Origin of the sequence: Pseudomonas sp. FP1742 (genome assembly GCF_030687145.1) — a bacterium.
In the GTDB taxonomy this organism is placed as follows: domain Bacteria; phylum Pseudomonadota; class Gammaproteobacteria; order Pseudomonadales; family Pseudomonadaceae; genus Aquipseudomonas; species Aquipseudomonas frederiksbergensis_D.
On sequence record NZ_CP117460.1, the window covers coordinates 4,156,421 to 4,173,739 of the forward strand.

Consider the following 17,319-nt stretch of genomic DNA (forward strand, 5'->3'; position numbering starts at 1 on the left):
ACTTGCAAGAATAACAGTTCTGCTAATACTCTTGCCGGCATGAAAACACGCCGCCCCCTTACCCCCGAAGAAGTCGCCGAAAGTGCCAGACTCAAGGCCATTTACGACCAGCGCAAGTCTGCTGCTAAAGCGGCTGGACGAAGCCTCACTCAAGCGGATGTCGCCGAGGCTTGCGGATGGTCTGGCCAAAGTGCATTCAGTCAGTACGCTACCGCAAAGGTTCCACTGAACGTCGAAGCACTCTTGAAGCTGGCAAAAGCCCTGGACTTCAATGCCAGCGAAGTGAGTCCACGCCTGATCTCTACCGTTGCGATCGTCCAGCCTGCTGAACGCATCCAGCCAAGCGTATCGATGTCGGACATCCAACCTTGGGATGACAACACGCCCCTGGATGACGATGAGGTCTATGTCCCCTTCCTGCGCGAAGTCGAGCTGGCGGCCGGATCAGGTCGCTTCGTGATTGAGGAAAGCGACAACGCCCGGTTGCGCTTTTTCAAGAAGGACCTGCGCCACAACAACGTACAGTTCAGCAACGCGAAGTGCGTGGTGGTCAGCGGCAACAGCATGCTGCCAGTGCTGCGCGATGGCGCCACCGTGGGCATCAACGTGGGCAAGAGCTCTCTGGGCGATATCATTGACGGAGACATGTACGCGATCAACCACAACGGTCAGCTACGTGTGAAGCAGGTTTACCGCCTGCCCACCGGCATTCGCCTGCGCAGCTTCAACCGTGATGAGCATCCGGATGAGGACTACACCTTTGCGCAGATCCAGGAGCAGCAGATCGCGATCCTGGGCCATGTGTTCTGGTGGGGAATGTTTGCCCGTTGATTGATTCCCGGGAGTTCCTGAAGGCGATCGCCAGGTTCAACAAGCCAGAGCCGCGCGACCTGCCGGCTTGATGCTCGACTCACCCGGAAGCCCGCCAAGCGCGGGCTTTTTTTACGCCTCCAGCAATTATTATTAGCAGTGCTGTTTACTTTAAATAACATCACTGCTACTTTTATTTCCAGACCAAGACAACTGCCACTGGCCTCCAGCATCACTTCTGCCCATTCACTGAGTGGGCAGTGGGATGTAGGCCTGCATCAAAACGCAAGGCTCAACTGAGCAAAAGGTGACATCAAATGAAATAGGGAAATGACCATGACCGTAGATATCAGCAACTACACAATTGCTACACCGCTTCCCACCTCCGACACCAACCCGATCGCGCTTGAACTCATCGGCTGGCGGGCACTGCTTGAATGCCCGGAAGTTATTTCGATGCTCGCGGATGGCTCGCTGCAAATGACAGCACCGACACTCGGCGCTTCGAGCAAGAGCACCCATCGGACGCGCTGCGAGTGGAAAGAGCCAGGTTATTGGCTGTTCGCCAGCGCTGCCGATCACTGGAACCGACAAGAAATGCGAGTCACGAAGGTCAACTCGCTGCAGAAGGTCGTGATCAGCCAGATTCATGTCCAGGGTTCAGAGCGGCCACCGGTAAAAGTGTTCTGGAACAAAGGCCGAATCACCATGGGGTTTCGATCGAGCTATCTCCAGGAAGACCCGGTGAATACGACGGTTCTGGAAAACGTGCCACTGGGTGCACTTTTCAAAATCAACATTCACGCCAATTCGAACGGCGCCGTATCCGTCTCGGCGAGCTGTAACGGCGTCAAATCGACCTCCGCAATCATGTATCTCGACAACACCTGGGATACGCAAATACTCGCCTTCCACGGCGGCGTGTATAACCAGATCGATTACTCCGACACCACCGACCCGGAAGACGGTTCGGTGTGCATCATCAGCGACCTTTCCATCACTCACGTTTGAGATTTTGTGTGATCTGCAGCAAAGCAAGGCACCTGACATGCAATCAGACCAGCCACTGAACACGCCGGGCAGAAACCGGCGCAGGCAAAGCCAGAGGTGACGACCTCGCGCAGATCACACCCCGATCCGAACGAACGCCGGCGCAATTCAAGCCTCGCAAGATGAACATATATTCATGCAGGCGCAGCCCTAAATGTCTACCCTCAGGTTTCCGACATAGTGAATACAGGAGTAACCCACCATGTTCGCACACGAAGGTGCTGGTCTGATTACGCTTTACATCGTCATGGCATCGATCGCTTTAATTGTGATCGCTCATGGTGTTCATACCCACCGGCAATACCGCCAAAAGGGCATGCATGATCAATCCCGCAGTCGTTCATACGATGAAAGCAAACGAGTCTGCGACTGATACACTGCGTGTTGAATGTCTCTATCGAGGAGCCCGGCACCGTCCGGGCTTTTTATCGCCTGCGGGCAACTTGCGGTTGCAGGCATTCACCCGCCCCCATGACGAATGGAGGTAAAACAATCTGAACCTGTCCTTCCTCCTCCAAGTCGAAAAAATTGGCAGCCATCAATCACTGAAGCATCACTTCCAAAGGAGTCTCTCTCATGAAGATTTCGCAAGTTATGACGAAGGAGGTTTTAACAGCCAAACCAAGCCAGACGATCCAGGAGGCCGCAAGCATGATGGCCAGGATCGATAGCGGCGCCATTATGGTTGAGGAGCAGGATCGGCTGGTGGGCATGATCACGGACCGGGATATAGCGATCAGAGCCGTAGCCGAAGGGCTCACCGGCAAAACCCCTATCAGCAAAATAATGAGTGGCGGTATCCGCTATTGCTTTGAGGATGACGACATCGAACAGGTGGCCAAAAATATGGCGGATGTACACCTGCGTCGTCTGCCCGTACTTAACCGGGAAAAGCGTCTGGTGGGTGTCGTGTCGCTGGGAAACATTGCCAGTACTCGATCTCAATCCGCCGCCGCTACTGTTTTGCGCGGAGTGGCACAGGCTCATTAACCGGGCCGTTTAAGCGTTTATCAGGATTAAAGCTCTCATGGATCTGGCACGCTCGCCTGGCCTGGAATTCCGTTCGAAACCCGGCTTCAGGATCAGGCGAGTCCTTCAGCACACATCCACCGCAAGCGCCAAGATAACCTTCCCACACCCAGTACGTCGTTCGCTGGGCCGCATCCTTATTGCGCGACGCATCAATTGGGCTCGACGAGCAAGTCTTTGTCCTCCGCGCCTAGCGCCGGCTCCTGATCTTCCAACTTGTCGGTTTCACGCTTCTTTTTCAGTCGGGCTCGAGTGCGCTCGGTGTCATAGGTTTTTCCGTCGGCCAAGGCCTTCAGGGTTGTTGAAATCCGATAGAAACCACCGCACGGCTCACAATAAATACGCAAGCCGCCTCCGAACGAAAGATCTTCCAGTGCATTGGTATTGCCACACAGCGGACAGTTCATAGCCACCTCCTGCTCATTCAGCTATAGCCGCTTTCAGCCCGCCATAAATGCAGACAACCTGGGTAGGTGCGATGACGAATGGCGGGGACATGTTGATATCGACAGGGGCTATCCATGGAGGTTGCTTGTTTGTTGTCGATAGATAGAGCAATACCTGCGTGAGACCCTGAAGGAGCTGCCGAAGGCTGCTCCTGTAGGGGGGAAACGGTGTTGCAGCCAGAACTGACGGATTCTAATCCGAAGTCAGCGGCTGCCTGGAGCGATTCGGCGCGATGACCGACTTCTCCTCGGTGTCGCGATGCAACAAGGAAACGTTGTAGTCATAGCGGGATATCAACGGCACGGGCTCGTCATTGCGGGACATCTTGAGCCATTGTCTTGTGCGCTCGATGTCAAAGGACTCGTTTCTGCCCTTCATTTTTTTAATAAGGTTCGCCGAGACCCTGAAGCGTCCACATCCGGCCGAGCATGCGACCTCCGACCAATCTTCAGCCACATGAACAGTGTTAGAGACAGCGTGACAGATTAAGCACTTCATGTTCGATCTCCGTATCCATGAATGACCAACTGTAGACGATCCACGAACAAGTCACTCGGCGCCCACAAAAACCATATCAGCCAGACCCGCCGCCAGCGCCGACAGAAAAGAGCCCGGCACCATGGCCGGGCTCCGTTTATCTTCTGTTTTCCAGCATTTTGTCGGCGAGCGCCTTGGCCCTTTGGATCAGCAGGTTTTGCCTGTCTTCGTGGGTGGCTTCTCCTACCACCGGTGCCGTCAGATGGCTTTCGGCAATCAGCGCAGCACAGAAATATTGGTCCCAAACAGTGCTCTGCTCCGACACCTGTCTATTCGTTTGGTCGGCGATCATATGCGGCTCCTTTTGATGAGGTAGCCTTGTCAGTTTACGCCTGAATCACCAACAGCCTTCGTCGCGCAGGACAGTCGGCACTGCCAATCGCTGGCGACAAACCGTTTCCTCGACTAGGATTTTATCGCACAGGACTTCGCCCACTGTGTCGTCGGGCGACTCACAAGGGAGAGATAGATGACGCCTACTCGCATTACCGAGCAAACCTATCGTGGCTGGTCCAGCCCCATCTTGCTTGAACTCAAGGAGAGAGAACATCAGCTAGACCCTTCGGCACGCCAGGCCCTGCGAAATGTCCTGGTGGAGAGAAGGCTTATAAACACCGGAAACCCTTCCGGCATGGATCGACGCAAGGCTGATCCGTCCGGGTAACCACAAGCATCAAGTGCTTTTGTTCACCCCCCCTTCATCGACGCTGCCAGCATTCTGCTGGCAGCGTGCTTATGAACAATCGCCAAATGCCAGACAAAAAAAAGCCCAGGCAGCTGATGGACGCCTGGGCTTTAAAAATGCATAAACCGTGGTGGTGAACGCGGGGTAATATTACCCAATCAATTGATCTGTAACAAGATATTTTAACTCACTATCCAGTTACTAAATCTCGTAACCCATTAAATATCCACACTATTTTTAAGTCATCTACTGAGTCGACCGTTACAAACAATCCCGGACAGCCTTGCGCAGCGCCCCTGACTTGGCCCATGGCGGCCCTTGGTAAAGCGATACCCGGCTGCCATCCTTCGATTTCACGACGTCCAGAATTTCGTCAGCCGTGATGACGCTCGGTGCTGTAATCCGGTAGCCATTGGAAATCGCGGTTTGCGTTGTTCCCGCAATCTCCTGACGCCACAACGGCAATACACACCCGGCATATTCCTTGGGCGCCTTATCGCTGTATTTGCTGACATTGGGCTCACCGGGCACCAGGGATGCGGGCAATGAACAGCCCGCCAACGCAGCCACCGCTACTCCCGCCATCAATATCCGCATGATGATTGCCTATCCTGAAAAAACCGGAAATGTAGCCTGTCGTTGCACAGACATCCAGCGCGGGCGATGTCTTTATAAAAGGGCTTCTATCAAGGAGCCTCTATAGAGGCGCTTCGCCCTGCCCCGGGTCGGCCCCCGAGCCGGAATCGGAATATGAGCTTGCGTTCAGGTACTTCATCCAGCGCTCATACGCTTCATGCTGCCACTTCGTGACTCGCTCCCATTCCGGGCCACTGAGCTGATGGGCCGAAATCAGTTTCATCATTTCCGTGGTGGCCGCATCCAGGTCCGCGATCAGTTCATGCGCATGGTGTCTGAAATCATCGGTAGCCGTCATTTGAGATACCTCGCCCCAGCGAATAGATCACTACCTCCATACGACAGCAGAGCTGTCCATTCGCGTTGATTTTCCCGACCAGCGGAACACCACCCGTCCCTACCCCTTCACACACACCACCTGTCGCAAAGTGTGCAGCACTTCCACCAGATCACGTTGGGCGTACATGACTTTGTCGATGTCCTTGTAGGCCATCGGGATCTCATCGATGACCGCCGCGTCCTTGCGGCATTCGACATGTGCAGTGGCACGGATCTGGTCGGCGACAGTGAAGGTATTTTTGGCTTTGGTACGGCTCATGGTGCGACCGGCACCATGGCTGCAGGAGCAGAACGATTGCTCGTTGCCGAGGCCGCGTACGATGAAGCTTTTGGCTCCCATGGAGCCGGGAATGATCCCCAGTTCGCCCTTCTTCGCCGACACCGCGCCCTTGCGGGTGACCAGGATGTCTGCGCCGAAGTGCCGTTCTTTCTGCACGTAATTGTGGTGACAGTTCACGGCCTCCAGCGCCACCTCGAAAGGTTTGCGGATGATGTTTCGTGCCGCGTTAATCACCGCTTGCATCATCAAGGCACGGTTCTGCCGGGCGAAGTCCTGAGCCCAGCCCACCGCTTCGACGTAGTCATCGAAGTGCCGGCTGCCTTCCTGGAAGTAGGCCAGGTCGCGGTCCGGCAGATTGGCGATGTGCTGGCGCATGTCAGCCTGGGCCAATTGAATGAACAGCGTACCGATGGCATTGCCCACGCCGCGAGAACCGCTGTGCAGCATGAACCACACGCGATTGGCCTCGTCCAGGCAGACCTCGATGAAGTGGTTACCGGTACCAAGGGTGCCCAGATGATGGCGGTTGTTGGTGCTGGCGAGTTTCGGGTACTTGTCGATGATCGCCTTGAACCGTGGGTTCAGCGCCGCCCAGGCCTGATCGGCCTGCTGCGGGACGCGCTCCCAGGCGCCTTCGTCGCGCCGGCCACGGCTCAACGTACGGCCATGGGGCACGGCCTTTTCAATGGCAGTGCGCAGACCGTGCAGGTTGTCCGGCAAGTCGGCGGCGGTCAGCGAGGTGCGCGCGGCGATCATGCCACAGCCGATGTCCACCCCCACGGCCGCCGGAATGATCGCACCCACGGTAGGGATCACGCTGCCGATGGTGGAGCCTTTGCCCAGGTGCACGTCCGGCATCACCGCCAGGTGCTTGAAGATGAACGGCATCTTCGCGGTATTGATCAGTTGCTGCCGGGCTTCGCTTTCAACCGGCACGCCTTCGGTCCAGAGTTTGATCGGCTTGCCGTGGGCGACTTCCAGCAGTTGGTAGGCAGGTTGTTGCATGATTTCGACTCTCTTTGGATCAGACGAACATAACGCTCCATCGAGGTAAATGGGATTACTATTTCGTAGCGGGGAATTGCAGGAGGTCATCATGTGGCTTAACGAATATGAACAGCAACTTCGGCGCGACCTGCAAGGCGTGGCGTCGGATCTGAGGTGGTCGGCGGTAGAACTTTTGCGCATCGCGGAGCAATTGCGCCTGGCCGGCAATGATGTGGACGCCGAGGCGACGCTCAGGCTGTGCTCCTTGTTCCAGGGCGATGAAGAGCGGCTGGCGGGCTATGCTGAAGAGGTGAAAGCAAAAACCATCACTCGAACGAAAGCTCACTAGAGAGCGCGGCCATGAACAAGCCTCTATGCGCGCTGATCGCCGTGCTGGCGGCGACAAGTGGCTGTAACACCGAATCGCATATCTACCGGGACCAACCGCTGGTCGCCAAGGTCGAAGCCGGCATGACCAAGGACCAGGTCGAGCAGATTGGCGGCAAGCCGCTATCGATCACCAATCGCACGGTGGAGCCAGGCACTTGCTTTGATTACAAGCTGACCCAGGCCGGCCATCAACAGCCGTATAGCGTCAGTTTTGATGGCAGGGACCAGGTCGACCATAAAGCCTTCATGACCTGCGCCGAGTGGAGTCGTGTCCAACGAAAAGCCAGAGAGTATTCCCCGTCCACGGGCGGGATGGGCGGCGGTTACTGACCTGTAGCAGCAGCCTCGCGGGCTCGGCAGCTGCTACTACAGGCGGGTACAAGCCCCGGCGAACCGGGGCTTTAGGCGCACTATTTGTCTGATTTGTGGCTACGCGACGATCTGCCCGACCGGGCTCTGTAGGCTGGAAGCGCAGCCGCATAGGCCAGTGCTTCCTCTCGGCTGCCAAAGGACCCAAGCCGGTCACCTTTGGTGCACACCCGCCAGGGTCCGCTGTTCACGCTGAGTACGTCATAGCCGTTCATGTGCATTTTGTTCAGCATTGGAACGCTCATAGTCACCTCCATTTCGGCAGGGATAGTCCAGGATCCACTTCATTACCTTACACCCGACCTCCGCTGAAGTGCCGACCAGACGTCGCGTCAGGATTCCGGCATCCCATCGCACTTTCAACCATCCTGCCGACTCTAACCCTTGAAGCAGACACATCTGCGGATTGCGGTCTGAATATTGCATTTTTATGACTGTTTTATGACAACCGGCAATCAGGTAATCGATGAAAATACGCGCAACCATCATTTGCGAGCAGGATCGGCACATTCTCCTGGTGCGCAAACCCAGGGGACGCTGGACCCTGCCGGGCGGGAAAATCGAGCCTGGCGAAACCATCGCGGGCGCAGCCACAAGAGAGCTCTATGAAGAAACCGGGCTTGGGGTCGACGGCCTGCTGTACCTGATGGAGCTGGAAACGATCAGCACCCGGCACCATGTCTACGAGGCATCGGTCGTAAACGTGGCTGAGGCGCGGCCACAGAATGAAATCTTCGACTGCATCTGGTATCCGCTGGACGCCGTCCAGAACCTGAACACAAGCGACGCCACGCTCAGAATCATCAAAGCGTTTCAGCGTCGCTTGTAGCTCATCGCAGCCGACGCCCTCCCTGAAAGGTCAGCCCAGATCGCCACCACCGACCGGCATGACCATGCCGGTGATGTAGGAGGCTTCGTCGCTGGCCAGAAACAGAATAGCGCTTGCCTGTTCATCCAGCGTGCCGTAGCGCTTCATCAAGCTGCTATCGAGGGTCTGGGCGACGATCTGCTGATACCACAGCTTTTCCTGAGCGCTTTGTTCGGCGGTGTTGCGCGGGATCAGCCGCGGCGGTGCTTCGGTGCCACCGGGGGCCGTCGCATTGACCCGCACCCCACGGCCGGCGGTTTCGAACGCCAGGCACGCGGTCAGCGCATTGACCCCGCCCTTCGCCGCACCGTACGGCACGCGATTGACGCTGCGGGTGGCGATGGATGAAACGTTGACGATGGCGCCGCTGCCTTGTTCAAGCATGAATGGCAGCGCGGCATGGCAACACCACAGTGTCGGAAACAACGAACGACGCACTTCAGCTTCGATCTGCGACTCTTCATAGCGCTCGAAAGGCTTGGCCCAGATCGTGCCGCCGACATTGTTGACCAACACATCAAGGCGCCCGAAGCGCTCGACGGCGGTGCGCATCACGCGGCTGCATTCGCTGTATTGTTCAAGGTCGGCGGTCAGGGCGAGTACCTGGCTGTCCCGCCCCAGTTCTTTCTGCCGCTCGAACACTAGATCGGAGCGGTCGACCAGAATCAACCGCGCACCTTCGGCGGCCATGCGTTCAGCCACACGCTGGCCGATGCCTTGGGCGGCACCGGTAATCAGCGCGATTTTTTCGTGGAATCTGTTCATGTGTACCTCGTGACGAAGGATGCCGGTCAGTCAAGACGTACCGGATGAAACACTGTCCTGTGGGAGCGGGCTTGCTCGCGAAAGCGGTCTCACAGCCGATATCTCTGTTGGATTCTCCGCCCTCTTCGCGAGCAAGCCCGCTCCCACATTGAATCGTTGCCGAGGACGGTATCGGTGTAAGGCCGCACTCGCGCAACCGCACGAATCAAGCCGCGCTGGCGGCAAATTTCTCGTAGTAGAAGTTCGCAGGTGCGATGCCTTTTTCGCGAATGAACTGGCTGACCGCTTCGACCATCGGCGGCGGGCCGCACAGGTAGACATCGACGTCGCCATCGTTCAAATGCCGTGGCTCGATGTGCTGGGTCACGTAGCCCTTGAGCGGATGCCGGCTGTCGGAGTTGGCCACGCAGGCGCTGAAGCTGAAGTTCGGGATTCGTGCGGCAAAGGCTTCCAGTCGATCCATTTCCACCAGGTCGAAATCGTTGGTCACGCCGTAGATCAAATGCAGCGGATGCTCGCTGCCCTGCTCGGCGATTTTTTCCAGCATCGCGGTAAACGGCGCCAGACCGGTGCCACCGGCCAGCAGCAACAGCGGCCGGCGGATATCGCGCAGATAGAAGCTGCCCAACGGTCCGGCCAGGCTCATGCTGTCACCGGCCTTGGCCATGCCGGTCAGGAAACTGCTCATCAAGCCGCCGGGCACGTTGCGAATCAGGAAACTGACTTCGCCGTCACGCTGCAACGAGCTGAATGAATACGCGCGGGTCTGCTCGCTGCCCGGAACCCCGAGGTTCACATACTGCCCCGGCAAAAACGCCAGTTTGCTCAGGGCTTCGCCCTTGATCGACAGAGCGATGGTGCTGTCGGACAGCTGACGCACGGCGCTGATGGTCGCGTCGTAACTGGCCTGACGAGTACGGCAGACATCCGATGAAACCGGCACCCGCACCACGCAATCGCTCTGCGCACGCATCTGGCAAGTCAGGACAAAACCCTGCTGCGCTTCGTCAGCGCTGAGGGCGTCTTCGATGTAGTCCTCGCCCAAGTCGTAGCGCCCGGCTTCGGCGAAACACTTGCAGGTGCCGCAGGCGCCGTCGCGGCAGTCCAGAGGAATATTGATGCCCTGGCGGTACGCGGCATCGGCCACGGTTTCGCCGGCGCTGGCGTCGATGAACCGGGTGACGCCATCTTCGAAATTGAACGCAATGGAATGAGTCATGACGGCCGCCTCAGAGGTGGTAAACATCGATGACCTGGCGAACGTAGTCGTTCTTCAGGATCACTTTCTTGGCCAAGATCAGCGGGTTCTCGCCGCGCACATCCAGGGTGTAGAAACTGCTGCCGAAATAGCTGTCGACGGTCTTGTAGCGAAAGCTCAGGGTGTGCCAGTTGAAACGCACCTTGCACAAGCCGTCAGCCTGTTCGATCAGCTCGATGTTGCTGAGGTTGTGCGAGGTGCGGGTGTCCGGCACGCTGGCGCTGGAACGCTCGGTCTTGATACGGAAGATGCGATCTTCCAGGCCCGTGCGGCTGCCGTACCAGATCAGCGAGATTTCCCGCTGCGGATCGATGGTCAGCTCGTCGTTGTCGTCCCAGGACGGCATCCAGAAAGTTGCGTCCGGCGCGTACAACTCCAGCCAGTCGTCCCATTGCTTGTCGTCGAGGTAGCGCGCTTCGCGGTAGAGAAAGTCGCGCACCGCGTCATAGGTGATGGTCATTGCACGGCCTCCACTGCAATCAGGTCGGACTGTTCGGCGGCCAGGGCCTTGAGCATGGTCTGCTGCCAATATCTGTGTTGCAGCACGAACAGGCCTTCGTCTTCGGTACGCACCCCGCTGAGCAACGGGTGCAGGTCGATTTCCCTGGCTGTGTCATCGGCGCCTTCAATCCAGTGTTCGGCACCACGGGACATGTCGTTCCAGGTGGTGACGCTGCCCTGGTAACCGGTCTGGCAGGAGCGAAACTCTTCCAGATCGTCTGGAGTGGCCATGCCACTGACGTTGAAAAAGTCCTCGTACTGCCGAATGCGGCTCGAACGGGCGTGGTCGCTTTCACCTTTGGGGGCGATGCAGTAAATGGTGATTTCGGTACGGTTGACCGAGATCGGCCGGGCGATGCGAATCTGCGAGCTGAACTGGTCCATCAGGTACACGTTCGGGTACAGGCACAGATTGCGCGAGTTCTCGATCATCCAGTCGGCGCGGGCCTGGCCGAAGTCCCGGGCCAACTCGTCGCGACGCTCGTACAGTGGACGGTCCTCGGGGTTGGACCAACGGGTCCAGAGCAGCATGTGGCCCTTGTCGAAGGAATAGAAACCACCGCCCTGCTTGGCCCAGGTGCCGGCGCTCATGGTGCGGATGTCTTCGCCGGCTTCGCGCTGTTTGCGCTGGTTCTGGGTGGCGGCGTAGTTCCAGTGCACGGAGCTGACGTGATAGCCGTCGGCACCGTTTTCGGCGGTGAGTTTCCAGTTGCCTTCGTAGATGTAACTGGAGGAACCACGCAGCACTTCCAGGCCATCGGCGGACTGGTCGACGATCATGTCGATGATCTTCGCCGACTCGCCCAGGTGCTCCACCAACGGCACCACATCGGCCTTGAGGCTGCCGAACAGGAAGCCGCGATAGGACTCGAAACGCGCGACTTTGGTCAGGTCGTGGGAGCCTTCGCAATTGAAGCTCGCCGGGTAGCCGGCCGCCGCCGGGTCCTTGACCTTGAGCAGCTTGCCGGAGTTGTTGAAGGTCCAGCCGTGGAACGGGCAGGTGTACGAACTCTTGTTGCCGGTCTTGTGCCGGCAGAGCATCGCCCCGCGGTGGCTGCACGCATTGATAAAGGCGTTCAACTCACCGTCCTTGTTGCGCGCGATGAAGATCGACTGGCGCCCCATGGTGGTGGTGTAGAAATCGTTGTTGTTGGGGATCTGGCTTTCGTGCGCCAGGTACAGCCAGTTGCCTTCGAAGATGTGTTGCATCTCGAGGTCGAACAGCCGCGGGTCAGTGAACATCTCGCGCTTGCAGCGATAGATACCCTGTTCAGGGTCTTCTTCAAGCAGGGAGTGAAGGTATTCGGGTCGCAGGGACATGGCCGCCGCCTCCATTGTTTTTATTCAGGCAGGGCCATGCTAGGACGTGGGGATGGGGCGGACTATCCGCCGGGTGCAGACCTGTATCCGTTTTGTGCAAAGGGCGGTCGGTGGTTGATGACTTGATCGTTCCCACGCTCTGCGTGGGAATGCAGCCCGGGACGCTCTGCGTCCCAAAAGCGGACGCGGAGCGTCCGTTGAGGCGTTCCCACGCGGGAGCGTGGGAACGATCAAAAGTCTGTGTTTCAGTGACGGCGCTTGAGGGTGTCGGAAGGCAATTCGCCGAACTGTTTGCGGTAGCTGTCGGAGAACCGGCCCAAGTGCAGGAAGCCATAATCCATGGCCACTTCCGTGACGTTGCGCACGTTGCAGGTCGGGTCGCTCAGGTTGGCGTGAATGCGTTCGAGCTTCTTCTGCCGGATGTAGTTTTTCGGCGTGTCCCCCGCGTTGCGTTCGAACAAGCCATACAGCGAACGCAGGCTCATCCGCGCCTGGCGCGCCAGTTCTTCACTGTCGATGTCTTGCTTGAGGTTGCGGGCGATGTAATCGACCAACGCCTCGAACGTGGCCGAGGCTGAGCCGGGATCGGTGCGCATGACGTTGGTTTTCATCAGGCCGAGCATCTTGCTGACCACGATTTGCGCATAGTGCTCCTGCACGCGAGGAATCGGCTCGGCGGCCTCGGCTTCCTGGCAAATCATCGCCAGCAGGCTGACGAAACCTTCCAGTTCATTGAGCTGATAACGGTTTTCCAGAAACCGCACGCCCTGCCCCGGATACCGCCAGCGTTGCTCCTCGCACACCGACGCCAACAGCCGGGTGGGGACTTTCAGGATGAATTTTTCGCAATCACTGGAATAGGTCAGATCCACCGGATCGTCCGGGTTGATCAGCAGCAACTCCCCGGGTGCAAAGTAGTGTTCCTGACCGTGGCCACGCCACAGGCAGTTGCCACGCAGCAACACTTGCAAGTGATAGATGCTGTCCAGCGCGCCAGAGGTCACCCGCACGCTGGCGCCATAACTGATGCGGCACAGATCAAGGCTGGCAAACTTGCGATGATCGAGGCTGGCCAGCGGCCGGCCGGCCCTGGGCATCTGCAGGCAATGGTTGCCGACGTGCTGATTGACGTAGCCGGAGACCGCGTACGGGTCGGCATGGTCGAAGACTCTGCTGCGATGACTCAACCATTGCGCTTGCATCATCGGATCACTCTCATTGTTGTTATCGGTGGCGTCGCCATTCTAGAGCCCCGGCTGAAACACAGAAGGCCACGAGATAAACGGTCGGTTATCTCGTGGCCCGGTTCGGCTGCTCGAGAGGTGTCAGTCCTCGAGTGCGCGGACCCGTTCGTGGCGTTGCTGCTCCTCAGGCTGGGCGGACGACTGCAGGGTGAAGTCGAAATCGATTTCGGCAAAACGACCGCTCACGCCATGGGCCGCCGCACGCTGCGGATCGTCGCTGAAGGTGATCTTGGCGATCAGTTCGTCACGGGTGGCGTAGGCGAAATCGTCATGCAGGTACTGATCGCCGTCGAGGTTGATCTGGGTGGTCAGGTGACGATGATCCGGTGCCGAAATGAAGAAGTGAATGTGCGCCGGCCGCTGGCCATGACGGCCCAGTTGATCGAGCAGTTGCTGGGTCGGACCATCCGGCGGGCAGCCGTAGCCCGACGGCACGATGCTACGGAAGCGATAACGGCCCTCGGCATCGGTGACGATCCGGCGACGCAGGTTGAACTCGGACTGGGTGGTGTCGAAGTACGAATAGGTGCCGCCGGTGTTGGCGTGCCAGACATCCACCACCGCCCCGGCCAGCGGTTCGCCGGCGGTGTTGAACACCCGGCCCTGCATGAACAGAGTCACACCCGGATCGACGCCGTCATCGAGACGCGCTTCGCCTTGCGACAGCGGCGCACCCGCCACATACAGCGGCCCTTCGATGGTCCGCGGGGTGCCGCCGGATTTGCCGGCCTGCTCGTCTTCGGCATCCATCAGCAGGTCGAGGTAATGCTCAAGACCCAGCCCGGCTACCAACAGACCGGCCTCCCGCCGCGCGCCCAGCACGTTGAGGTAGTTGACCGCTTTCCAGAATTCCTCCGGGGTCACGGCCAGGTCTTCGATGATGTTCACCGAATCCCGCAGGATGCGGTAGACCAGCGCTTTGACCCGTGGATCACCGGCGTCGTTGAGCAGGCCGCTGGCCTCTTCGAGAAACTTCTGGACACTGGCAGTGTGGGAAATCTTGACGTTCATGGTGGTTCCTCATCTTGTAATTATTAGCTTAGCGAACTGAACAGGCGGGGTTCAGCGGTCGTCCTCGCGGATGGAAGAAGGATGCCGGCACAGCGCGTTGACCTCGATGGCCATGTACGGGTACAGCGGCAATTGCATCAGCAAGTCGTGCAGTTCCTGAACGCTGTCGACGTCGAACACGCTGTAATTGGCGTAGAGCCCGGCAATGCGCCACAGATGACGCCACTTGCCTTGCTCTTGCAGGCGTTGGGCCAGGGCTTTCTCGTCGGCCTTGAGCTGTGCGGCGCGCTCCGGGTTCATGTCGACCGGTAAATTCACGGTCATTTTTACGTGAAACAGCATGTTGCCCTCCTCAGGCTTGATGAACGGCAGTGGATGTCTTATCCCGGCGGAAAAACGCCAGGCGCTCTTCATCCAGGCCCAGACCCAGCCCCGGTGTTGACGGGACGTGCAGTTGGAAATCGCGGTAGACCAAGGGCTCGCTGAGGATGTCTTCGGTCAGCAGCAACGGGCCGAACAATTCGGTATCCCAGCTCAAGGTATTCAGCGTGACAAAGGCATGGGCCGAGGCCAGCGTGCCAATTCCGCCTTCGAGCATGGTGCCGCCGTACAGGCCGATACCGGCCGCCTCGGCAATCGCGGCGGTTCGCAGCACGGCGCGAGGGCCGCCGTTCTTGGCAATTTTCAGGGCGAATACCGAAGCGGCGCCCTCCCGTGCCAGGTTGAAGGCATCTTCCACGCATTCGATGGACTCATCGGCCATGATCGGCGCCGGGCTCATGGCATTCAGGCGCACCATGCCGGCGCGATTGTTGCGCGAGATCGGTTGTTCGATAAGGTCGATGCCGTTGGTGCCGAGGATCCGGCAGGCCCGCAGAGCGACTGCTTCGTCCCAGGCCTGATTGACATCGACCCGCACGCTGGCGCGATCGCCCAAGGCCTTTTTGATCGCAATCACGTGGGCCAGGTCGCGGTTGACCTCGCCGGCGCCGATTTTCAGCTTGAAGATCCGGTGGCGGCGCAGGTCGAGCATTTGTTCCGCTTCGGCGATGTCCTTGGCGGTGTCGCCGCTGGCCAGGGTCCAGGCCACCGGCAAGGCGTCGCGAACCCGGCCGCCCAGCAGCTCACTGACCGGCAGGCCGAGGCGCTTGCCCTGAGCGTCGAGCAAGGCGCTTTCGATACCCGATTTGGCGAAGGTGTTGCCACGAATGCTGCGCTCCAGGCGCAACATCGCGGCATTCACATTGCCGCTGTCCTGGCCAAGCAGCAGTGGCGCGAAGTGTTTGTCGATGTTGGTCTTGATGCTGTCCGGGCTTTCGTTGCCGTAGGCCAGACCGCCAATGGTGGTCGATTCACCGATGCCCTCAATGCCATCGGCGCAGCGCACCCGAATGATCACCAGGGTCTGGTTCTGCATGGTGTGCATCGCCAGCTTGTGCGGACGAATGGTCGGCAGATCGACGATGATCGTCTCGATCGATTCAATGGCAGTTGCACGCATGTCGATACCCGTCAGGTTCTTGAAGTTCTGAAACGGATTCTCGTACGGCTTTTTCCGGGCGGCCAATATAGAATTGGTCTGGCTCGATACCTTAAAGGTATTCAACAGATCGACGTTCGGAGGCCCCATGGAACTGCGTCACCTGCGGTATTTTCAGGTGTTGGCTCAAACCCTCAATTTCACCCGCGCCGCTGAATTGCTGCACATCGCCCAACCGCCCCTGAGCCGGCAGATCCAGCAACTGGAAGACGAACTCGGGGTGTTGCTGCTGGAACGCGGCCGACCGCTGAAGCTGACCGACGCCGGGCGGTTTTTCCATGAACACTCCACCGCCCTGCTCGAACAACTGGGCAAGGTGTGCGACAACACGCGGCGCATCGGCCTGGGCGAAAAGACCTGGCTGGGCATCGGCTTTGCGCCCTCGACCCTCTATGGCGTGCTGCCGGAACTGATTCGCCGGTTGCGCAGCGGCGAGCCTCTGGCGCTGGAGTTGGGGCTCTCGGAAATGACCACTTTGCAACAGGTGCAGGCGCTCAAGGCCGGGCGCATCGATGTCGGCTTCGGGCGCATCCGCATCGACGATCCGGCCATCCTGCAGACCGTGCTCACCGAAGATCGACTGGTGGCCGCCCTGCCCGCCGGCCACCCGCTCCTCGCCAGGCCCATCAGCCTTCGGGAGCTGGCGAAAGAACCTTTTGTGCTCTACCCCGGCAACCCACGACCGAGTTACGCCGACCATGTAATCGCGTTGTTCGAAGCCAGTGGCGTGCACATCAAGGTGGCGCAATGGACCAACGAGCTGCAAACGGCGATCGGTCTGGTGGGGGCGGGAATCGGGGTGACGCTGGTACCGGCCTCGGTGCAGTTGCTGCACCGCGACGACATTGGCTTTACCCCGGTGCTGGAAGACAACGCGACCTCGCCGATCATCCTCAGCAGGCGCGTGGGCGATGTGTCGCCGGGGTTGAACCATTGCTTGCAGATGATCGATGAACTGCTGCCGCGTGACAGACCTGCAAACTAGGCCATGACCCCGGCGAACGCTCGGCGACCGGCGCGCATTTCTGTGCGAAGTTCGCCGATCAGGTTGGAAATGTCGCGAATACAGGTCAATTGGTCGGGGGATACACCGGTGATCAGCAGTTCAATCCGCCCGGTGGCGCGATCGAAGATCTTGATCCGCAACGTGTCATTACGGTTCACGGTGCATTCGCAGGAGAGCGGCTTGAACCCGGACTCGATAATCTGGCAAAGCTGCGCGATTGGAACCATGACAGACGCCCTCCCTGGAC

General features: G+C 58.7%; 25 protein-coding genes. 9 read left to right on the forward strand and 16 right to left on the reverse strand.

Annotated features, from left to right (window positions below):
- The first annotated feature begins 39 nt into the window (after window positions 1-39).
- From PSH64_RS18440 to PSH64_RS18455, 4 genes are all read left to right on the forward strand, one after another.
- Window positions 40-831: a S24 family peptidase gene (locus tag PSH64_RS18440; RefSeq protein ID WP_305481182.1), complete on the forward strand. Its 792-nt coding sequence runs from the start codon at window positions 40-42 to the stop codon at window positions 829-831.
- A 315-nt stretch (window positions 832-1,146) separates the two neighbouring features.
- The gene (locus PSH64_RS18445) at window positions 1,147-1,821 is read left to right on the forward strand and encodes a polysaccharide lyase family 7 protein (RefSeq protein ID WP_105341572.1); all 675 of its coding nucleotides are present in this window, start codon (window positions 1,147-1,149) and stop codon (window positions 1,819-1,821) included.
- 241 nt (window positions 1,822-2,062) lie between these two features.
- A complete protein-coding gene (locus tag PSH64_RS18450; RefSeq protein ID WP_181150650.1) occupies window positions 2,063-2,233 on the forward strand; it encodes a hypothetical protein in 171 nt (56 codons plus the stop codon).
- 203 nt (window positions 2,234-2,436) lie between these two features.
- Window positions 2,437-2,850 (forward strand): CBS domain-containing protein, encoded by a 414-nt coding sequence (locus tag PSH64_RS18455; protein WP_105341381.1) that lies wholly within the window; start codon window positions 2,437-2,439, stop codon window positions 2,848-2,850.
- A 191-nt stretch (window positions 2,851-3,041) separates the two neighbouring features.
- Here the strand turns inward: PSH64_RS18455 and PSH64_RS18460 are convergent, their stop codons facing one another.
- From PSH64_RS18460 to PSH64_RS18470, 3 genes are all read right to left on the reverse strand, one after another.
- Window positions 3,042-3,296, reverse strand: coding sequence for a hypothetical protein (locus PSH64_RS18460; RefSeq protein WP_105341383.1), 255 nt, complete (start codon window positions 3,294-3,296; stop codon window positions 3,042-3,044).
- 232 nt (window positions 3,297-3,528) lie between these two features.
- A complete protein-coding gene (locus tag PSH64_RS18465; RefSeq protein ID WP_305478119.1) occupies window positions 3,529-3,660 on the reverse strand; it encodes a hypothetical protein in 132 nt (43 codons plus the stop codon).
- 310 nt (window positions 3,661-3,970) lie between these two features.
- Window positions 3,971-4,165 carry a hypothetical protein gene (locus PSH64_RS18470; protein WP_105341388.1) on the reverse strand — a complete coding sequence of 65 codons (195 nt, stop codon included), beginning with the start codon at window positions 4,163-4,165 and terminating at the stop codon, window positions 3,971-3,973.
- A 177-nt stretch (window positions 4,166-4,342) separates the two neighbouring features.
- On the opposite strand from PSH64_RS18470, the gene PSH64_RS18475 reads away from it, so the two are divergent.
- A complete protein-coding gene (locus tag PSH64_RS18475; protein ID WP_105341390.1) occupies window positions 4,343-4,537 on the forward strand; it encodes a hypothetical protein in 195 nt (64 codons plus the stop codon).
- Window positions 4,538-4,819: 282 nt separating this feature from the next.
- Here the strand turns inward: PSH64_RS18475 and PSH64_RS18480 are convergent, their stop codons facing one another.
- The 3 genes from PSH64_RS18480 to PSH64_RS18490 form a co-directional block, all read right to left on the reverse strand.
- On the reverse strand, window positions 4,820-5,155 hold the full coding sequence (locus PSH64_RS18480; protein WP_105341393.1) for a hypothetical protein: 336 nt from the start codon (window positions 5,153-5,155) through the stop codon (window positions 4,820-4,822).
- 100 nt (window positions 5,156-5,255) lie between these two features.
- Complete coding sequence (locus PSH64_RS18485) at window positions 5,256-5,492, reverse strand: hypothetical protein (protein WP_105341395.1); 237 nt, start codon at window positions 5,490-5,492, stop codon at window positions 5,256-5,258.
- Window positions 5,493-5,591: 99 nt separating this feature from the next.
- On the reverse strand, window positions 5,592-6,818 hold the full coding sequence (locus tag PSH64_RS18490; protein ID WP_305478123.1) for an RtcB family protein: 1,227 nt from the start codon (window positions 6,816-6,818) through the stop codon (window positions 5,592-5,594).
- Window positions 6,819-6,909: 91 nt separating this feature from the next.
- Here PSH64_RS18490 and PSH64_RS18495 point away from each other — a divergent pair, with 91 nt between their 5' ends.
- Together PSH64_RS18495 and osmE are read left to right on the forward strand one after the other, a co-directional pair.
- A complete protein-coding gene (locus PSH64_RS18495; RefSeq protein WP_019582784.1) occupies window positions 6,910-7,149 on the forward strand; it encodes a hypothetical protein in 240 nt (79 codons plus the stop codon).
- A gap of 11 nt (window positions 7,150-7,160) precedes the next feature.
- A complete protein-coding gene (gene osmE, locus PSH64_RS18500; RefSeq protein ID WP_105341400.1) occupies window positions 7,161-7,520 on the forward strand; it encodes an osmotically-inducible lipoprotein OsmE in 360 nt (119 codons plus the stop codon).
- An 80-nt stretch (window positions 7,521-7,600) separates the two neighbouring features.
- On the opposite strand, the gene PSH64_RS18505 is transcribed toward osmE, so the two are convergent.
- Window positions 7,601-7,804 carry a DUF2188 domain-containing protein gene (locus tag PSH64_RS18505; protein ID WP_105341402.1) on the reverse strand — a complete coding sequence of 68 codons (204 nt, stop codon included), beginning with the start codon at window positions 7,802-7,804 and terminating at the stop codon, window positions 7,601-7,603.
- A 221-nt stretch (window positions 7,805-8,025) separates the two neighbouring features.
- Between PSH64_RS18505 and PSH64_RS18510 the strand changes: the two genes are divergently transcribed.
- Window positions 8,026-8,388, forward strand: a complete 363-nt coding sequence (locus PSH64_RS18510; protein ID WP_305478126.1) for an NUDIX hydrolase — start codon at window positions 8,026-8,028, stop codon at window positions 8,386-8,388.
- 30 nt (window positions 8,389-8,418) lie between these two features.
- Here the strand turns inward: PSH64_RS18510 and PSH64_RS18515 are convergent, their stop codons facing one another.
- From PSH64_RS18515 to PSH64_RS18550, 8 genes are all read right to left on the reverse strand, one after another.
- Complete coding sequence (locus PSH64_RS18515) at window positions 8,419-9,192, reverse strand: 1,6-dihydroxycyclohexa-2,4-diene-1-carboxylate dehydrogenase (RefSeq protein WP_305478129.1); 774 nt, start codon at window positions 9,190-9,192, stop codon at window positions 8,419-8,421.
- A 205-nt stretch (window positions 9,193-9,397) separates the two neighbouring features.
- Window positions 9,398-10,411: a benzoate 1,2-dioxygenase electron transfer component BenC gene (benC, locus tag PSH64_RS18520; RefSeq protein WP_305478131.1), complete on the reverse strand. Its 1,014-nt coding sequence runs from the start codon at window positions 10,409-10,411 to the stop codon at window positions 9,398-9,400.
- A 10-nt stretch (window positions 10,412-10,421) separates the two neighbouring features.
- Complete coding sequence (gene benB, locus PSH64_RS18525; RefSeq protein ID WP_305478133.1) at window positions 10,422-10,910, reverse strand: benzoate 1,2-dioxygenase small subunit; 489 nt, start codon at window positions 10,908-10,910, stop codon at window positions 10,422-10,424.
- Window positions 10,907-12,271, reverse strand: a complete 1,365-nt coding sequence (benA, locus tag PSH64_RS18530; RefSeq protein WP_305478135.1) for a benzoate 1,2-dioxygenase large subunit — start codon at window positions 12,269-12,271, stop codon at window positions 10,907-10,909. The genes benB and benA overlap by 4 nt, the downstream gene beginning before the upstream one ends.
- Window positions 12,272-12,516: 245 nt before the next feature.
- A complete protein-coding gene (locus tag PSH64_RS18535) occupies window positions 12,517-13,476 on the reverse strand; it encodes an AraC family transcriptional regulator (RefSeq protein WP_105341413.1) in 960 nt (319 codons plus the stop codon).
- A 120-nt stretch (window positions 13,477-13,596) separates the two neighbouring features.
- On the reverse strand, window positions 13,597-14,526 hold the full coding sequence (gene catA, locus PSH64_RS18540) for a catechol 1,2-dioxygenase (protein WP_305478137.1): 930 nt from the start codon (window positions 14,524-14,526) through the stop codon (window positions 13,597-13,599).
- Window positions 14,527-14,577: 51 nt separating this feature from the next.
- On the reverse strand, window positions 14,578-14,868 hold the full coding sequence (gene catC / locus PSH64_RS18545; protein WP_007936026.1) for a muconolactone Delta-isomerase: 291 nt from the start codon (window positions 14,866-14,868) through the stop codon (window positions 14,578-14,580).
- Window positions 14,869-14,878: 10 nt separating this feature from the next.
- On the reverse strand, window positions 14,879-16,027 hold the full coding sequence (locus PSH64_RS18550; protein ID WP_305481183.1) for a muconate cycloisomerase family protein: 1,149 nt from the start codon (window positions 16,025-16,027) through the stop codon (window positions 14,879-14,881).
- Window positions 16,028-16,154: 127 nt separating this feature from the next.
- On the opposite strand from PSH64_RS18550, the gene PSH64_RS18555 reads away from it, so the two are divergent.
- The gene (locus PSH64_RS18555; protein WP_105341418.1) at window positions 16,155-17,051 is read left to right on the forward strand and encodes a LysR family transcriptional regulator; all 897 of its coding nucleotides are present in this window, start codon (window positions 16,155-16,157) and stop codon (window positions 17,049-17,051) included.
- Here PSH64_RS18555 and PSH64_RS18560 read toward each other — a convergent pair.
- The gene (locus PSH64_RS18560) at window positions 17,048-17,299 is read right to left on the reverse strand and encodes a DUF1652 domain-containing protein (protein ID WP_105341420.1); all 252 of its coding nucleotides are present in this window, start codon (window positions 17,297-17,299) and stop codon (window positions 17,048-17,050) included. The two genes, PSH64_RS18555 and PSH64_RS18560, sit on opposite strands and share 4 nt — an antisense overlap.
- Between the last annotated feature and the right edge of the window lie 20 nt (window positions 17,300-17,319).

Excerpts from the sequence above, each read along its gene's own strand:
- PSH64_RS18440 (WP_305481182.1), top strand. The coding sequence starts at position 40 with ATGAAAACACGCCGCCCCCTTACCCCCGAAGAAGTCGCCGAAAGTGCC.
- PSH64_RS18445 (WP_105341572.1), top strand. The coding sequence starts at position 1,147 with ATGACCGTAGATATCAGCAACTACACAATTGCTACACCGCTTCCCACC.
- PSH64_RS18450 (WP_181150650.1), top strand. The coding sequence starts at position 2,063 with ATGTTCGCACACGAAGGTGCTGGTCTGATTACGCTTTACATCGTCATG.
- PSH64_RS18455 (WP_105341381.1), top strand. The coding sequence starts at position 2,437 with ATGAAGATTTCGCAAGTTATGACGAAGGAGGTTTTAACAGCCAAACCA.
- PSH64_RS18460 (WP_105341383.1), bottom strand. The coding sequence starts at position 3,296 with ATGAACTGTCCGCTGTGTGGCAATACCAATGCACTGGAAGATCTTTCG.
- PSH64_RS18465 (WP_305478119.1), bottom strand. The coding sequence starts at position 3,660 with ATGTCCCGCAATGACGAGCCCGTGCCGTTGATATCCCGCTATGACTAC.
- PSH64_RS18470 (WP_105341388.1), bottom strand. The coding sequence starts at position 4,165 with ATGATCGCCGACCAAACGAATAGACAGGTGTCGGAGCAGAGCACTGTT.
- PSH64_RS18475 (WP_105341390.1), top strand. The coding sequence starts at position 4,343 with ATGACGCCTACTCGCATTACCGAGCAAACCTATCGTGGCTGGTCCAGC.
- PSH64_RS18480 (WP_105341393.1), bottom strand. The coding sequence starts at position 5,155 with ATGCGGATATTGATGGCGGGAGTAGCGGTGGCTGCGTTGGCGGGCTGT.
- PSH64_RS18485 (WP_105341395.1), bottom strand. The coding sequence starts at position 5,492 with ATGACGGCTACCGATGATTTCAGACACCATGCGCATGAACTGATCGCG.
- PSH64_RS18490 (WP_305478123.1), bottom strand. The coding sequence starts at position 6,818 with ATGCAACAACCTGCCTACCAACTGCTGGAAGTCGCCCACGGCAAGCCG.
- PSH64_RS18495 (WP_019582784.1), top strand. The coding sequence starts at position 6,910 with ATGTGGCTTAACGAATATGAACAGCAACTTCGGCGCGACCTGCAAGGC.
- osmE (WP_105341400.1), top strand. The coding sequence starts at position 7,161 with ATGAACAAGCCTCTATGCGCGCTGATCGCCGTGCTGGCGGCGACAAGT.
- PSH64_RS18505 (WP_105341402.1), bottom strand. The coding sequence starts at position 7,804 with ATGAGCGTTCCAATGCTGAACAAAATGCACATGAACGGCTATGACGTA.
- PSH64_RS18510 (WP_305478126.1), top strand. The coding sequence starts at position 8,026 with ATGAAAATACGCGCAACCATCATTTGCGAGCAGGATCGGCACATTCTC.
- PSH64_RS18515 (WP_305478129.1), bottom strand. The coding sequence starts at position 9,192 with ATGAACAGATTCCACGAAAAAATCGCGCTGATTACCGGTGCCGCCCAA.
- benC (WP_305478131.1), bottom strand. The coding sequence starts at position 10,411 with ATGACTCATTCCATTGCGTTCAATTTCGAAGATGGCGTCACCCGGTTC.
- benB (WP_305478133.1), bottom strand. The coding sequence starts at position 10,910 with ATGACCATCACCTATGACGCGGTGCGCGACTTTCTCTACCGCGAAGCG.
- benA (WP_305478135.1), bottom strand. The coding sequence starts at position 12,271 with ATGTCCCTGCGACCCGAATACCTTCACTCCCTGCTTGAAGAAGACCCT.
- PSH64_RS18535 (WP_105341413.1), bottom strand. The coding sequence starts at position 13,476 with ATGATGCAAGCGCAATGGTTGAGTCATCGCAGCAGAGTCTTCGACCAT.
- catA (WP_305478137.1), bottom strand. The coding sequence starts at position 14,526 with ATGAACGTCAAGATTTCCCACACTGCCAGTGTCCAGAAGTTTCTCGAA.
- catC (WP_007936026.1), bottom strand. The coding sequence starts at position 14,868 with ATGCTGTTTCACGTAAAAATGACCGTGAATTTACCGGTCGACATGAAC.
- PSH64_RS18550 (WP_305481183.1), bottom strand. The coding sequence starts at position 16,027 with ATGCGTGCAACTGCCATTGAATCGATCGAGACGATCATCGTCGATCTG.
- PSH64_RS18555 (WP_105341418.1), top strand. The coding sequence starts at position 16,155 with ATGGAACTGCGTCACCTGCGGTATTTTCAGGTGTTGGCTCAAACCCTC.
- PSH64_RS18560 (WP_105341420.1), bottom strand. The coding sequence starts at position 17,299 with ATGGTTCCAATCGCGCAGCTTTGCCAGATTATCGAGTCCGGGTTCAAG.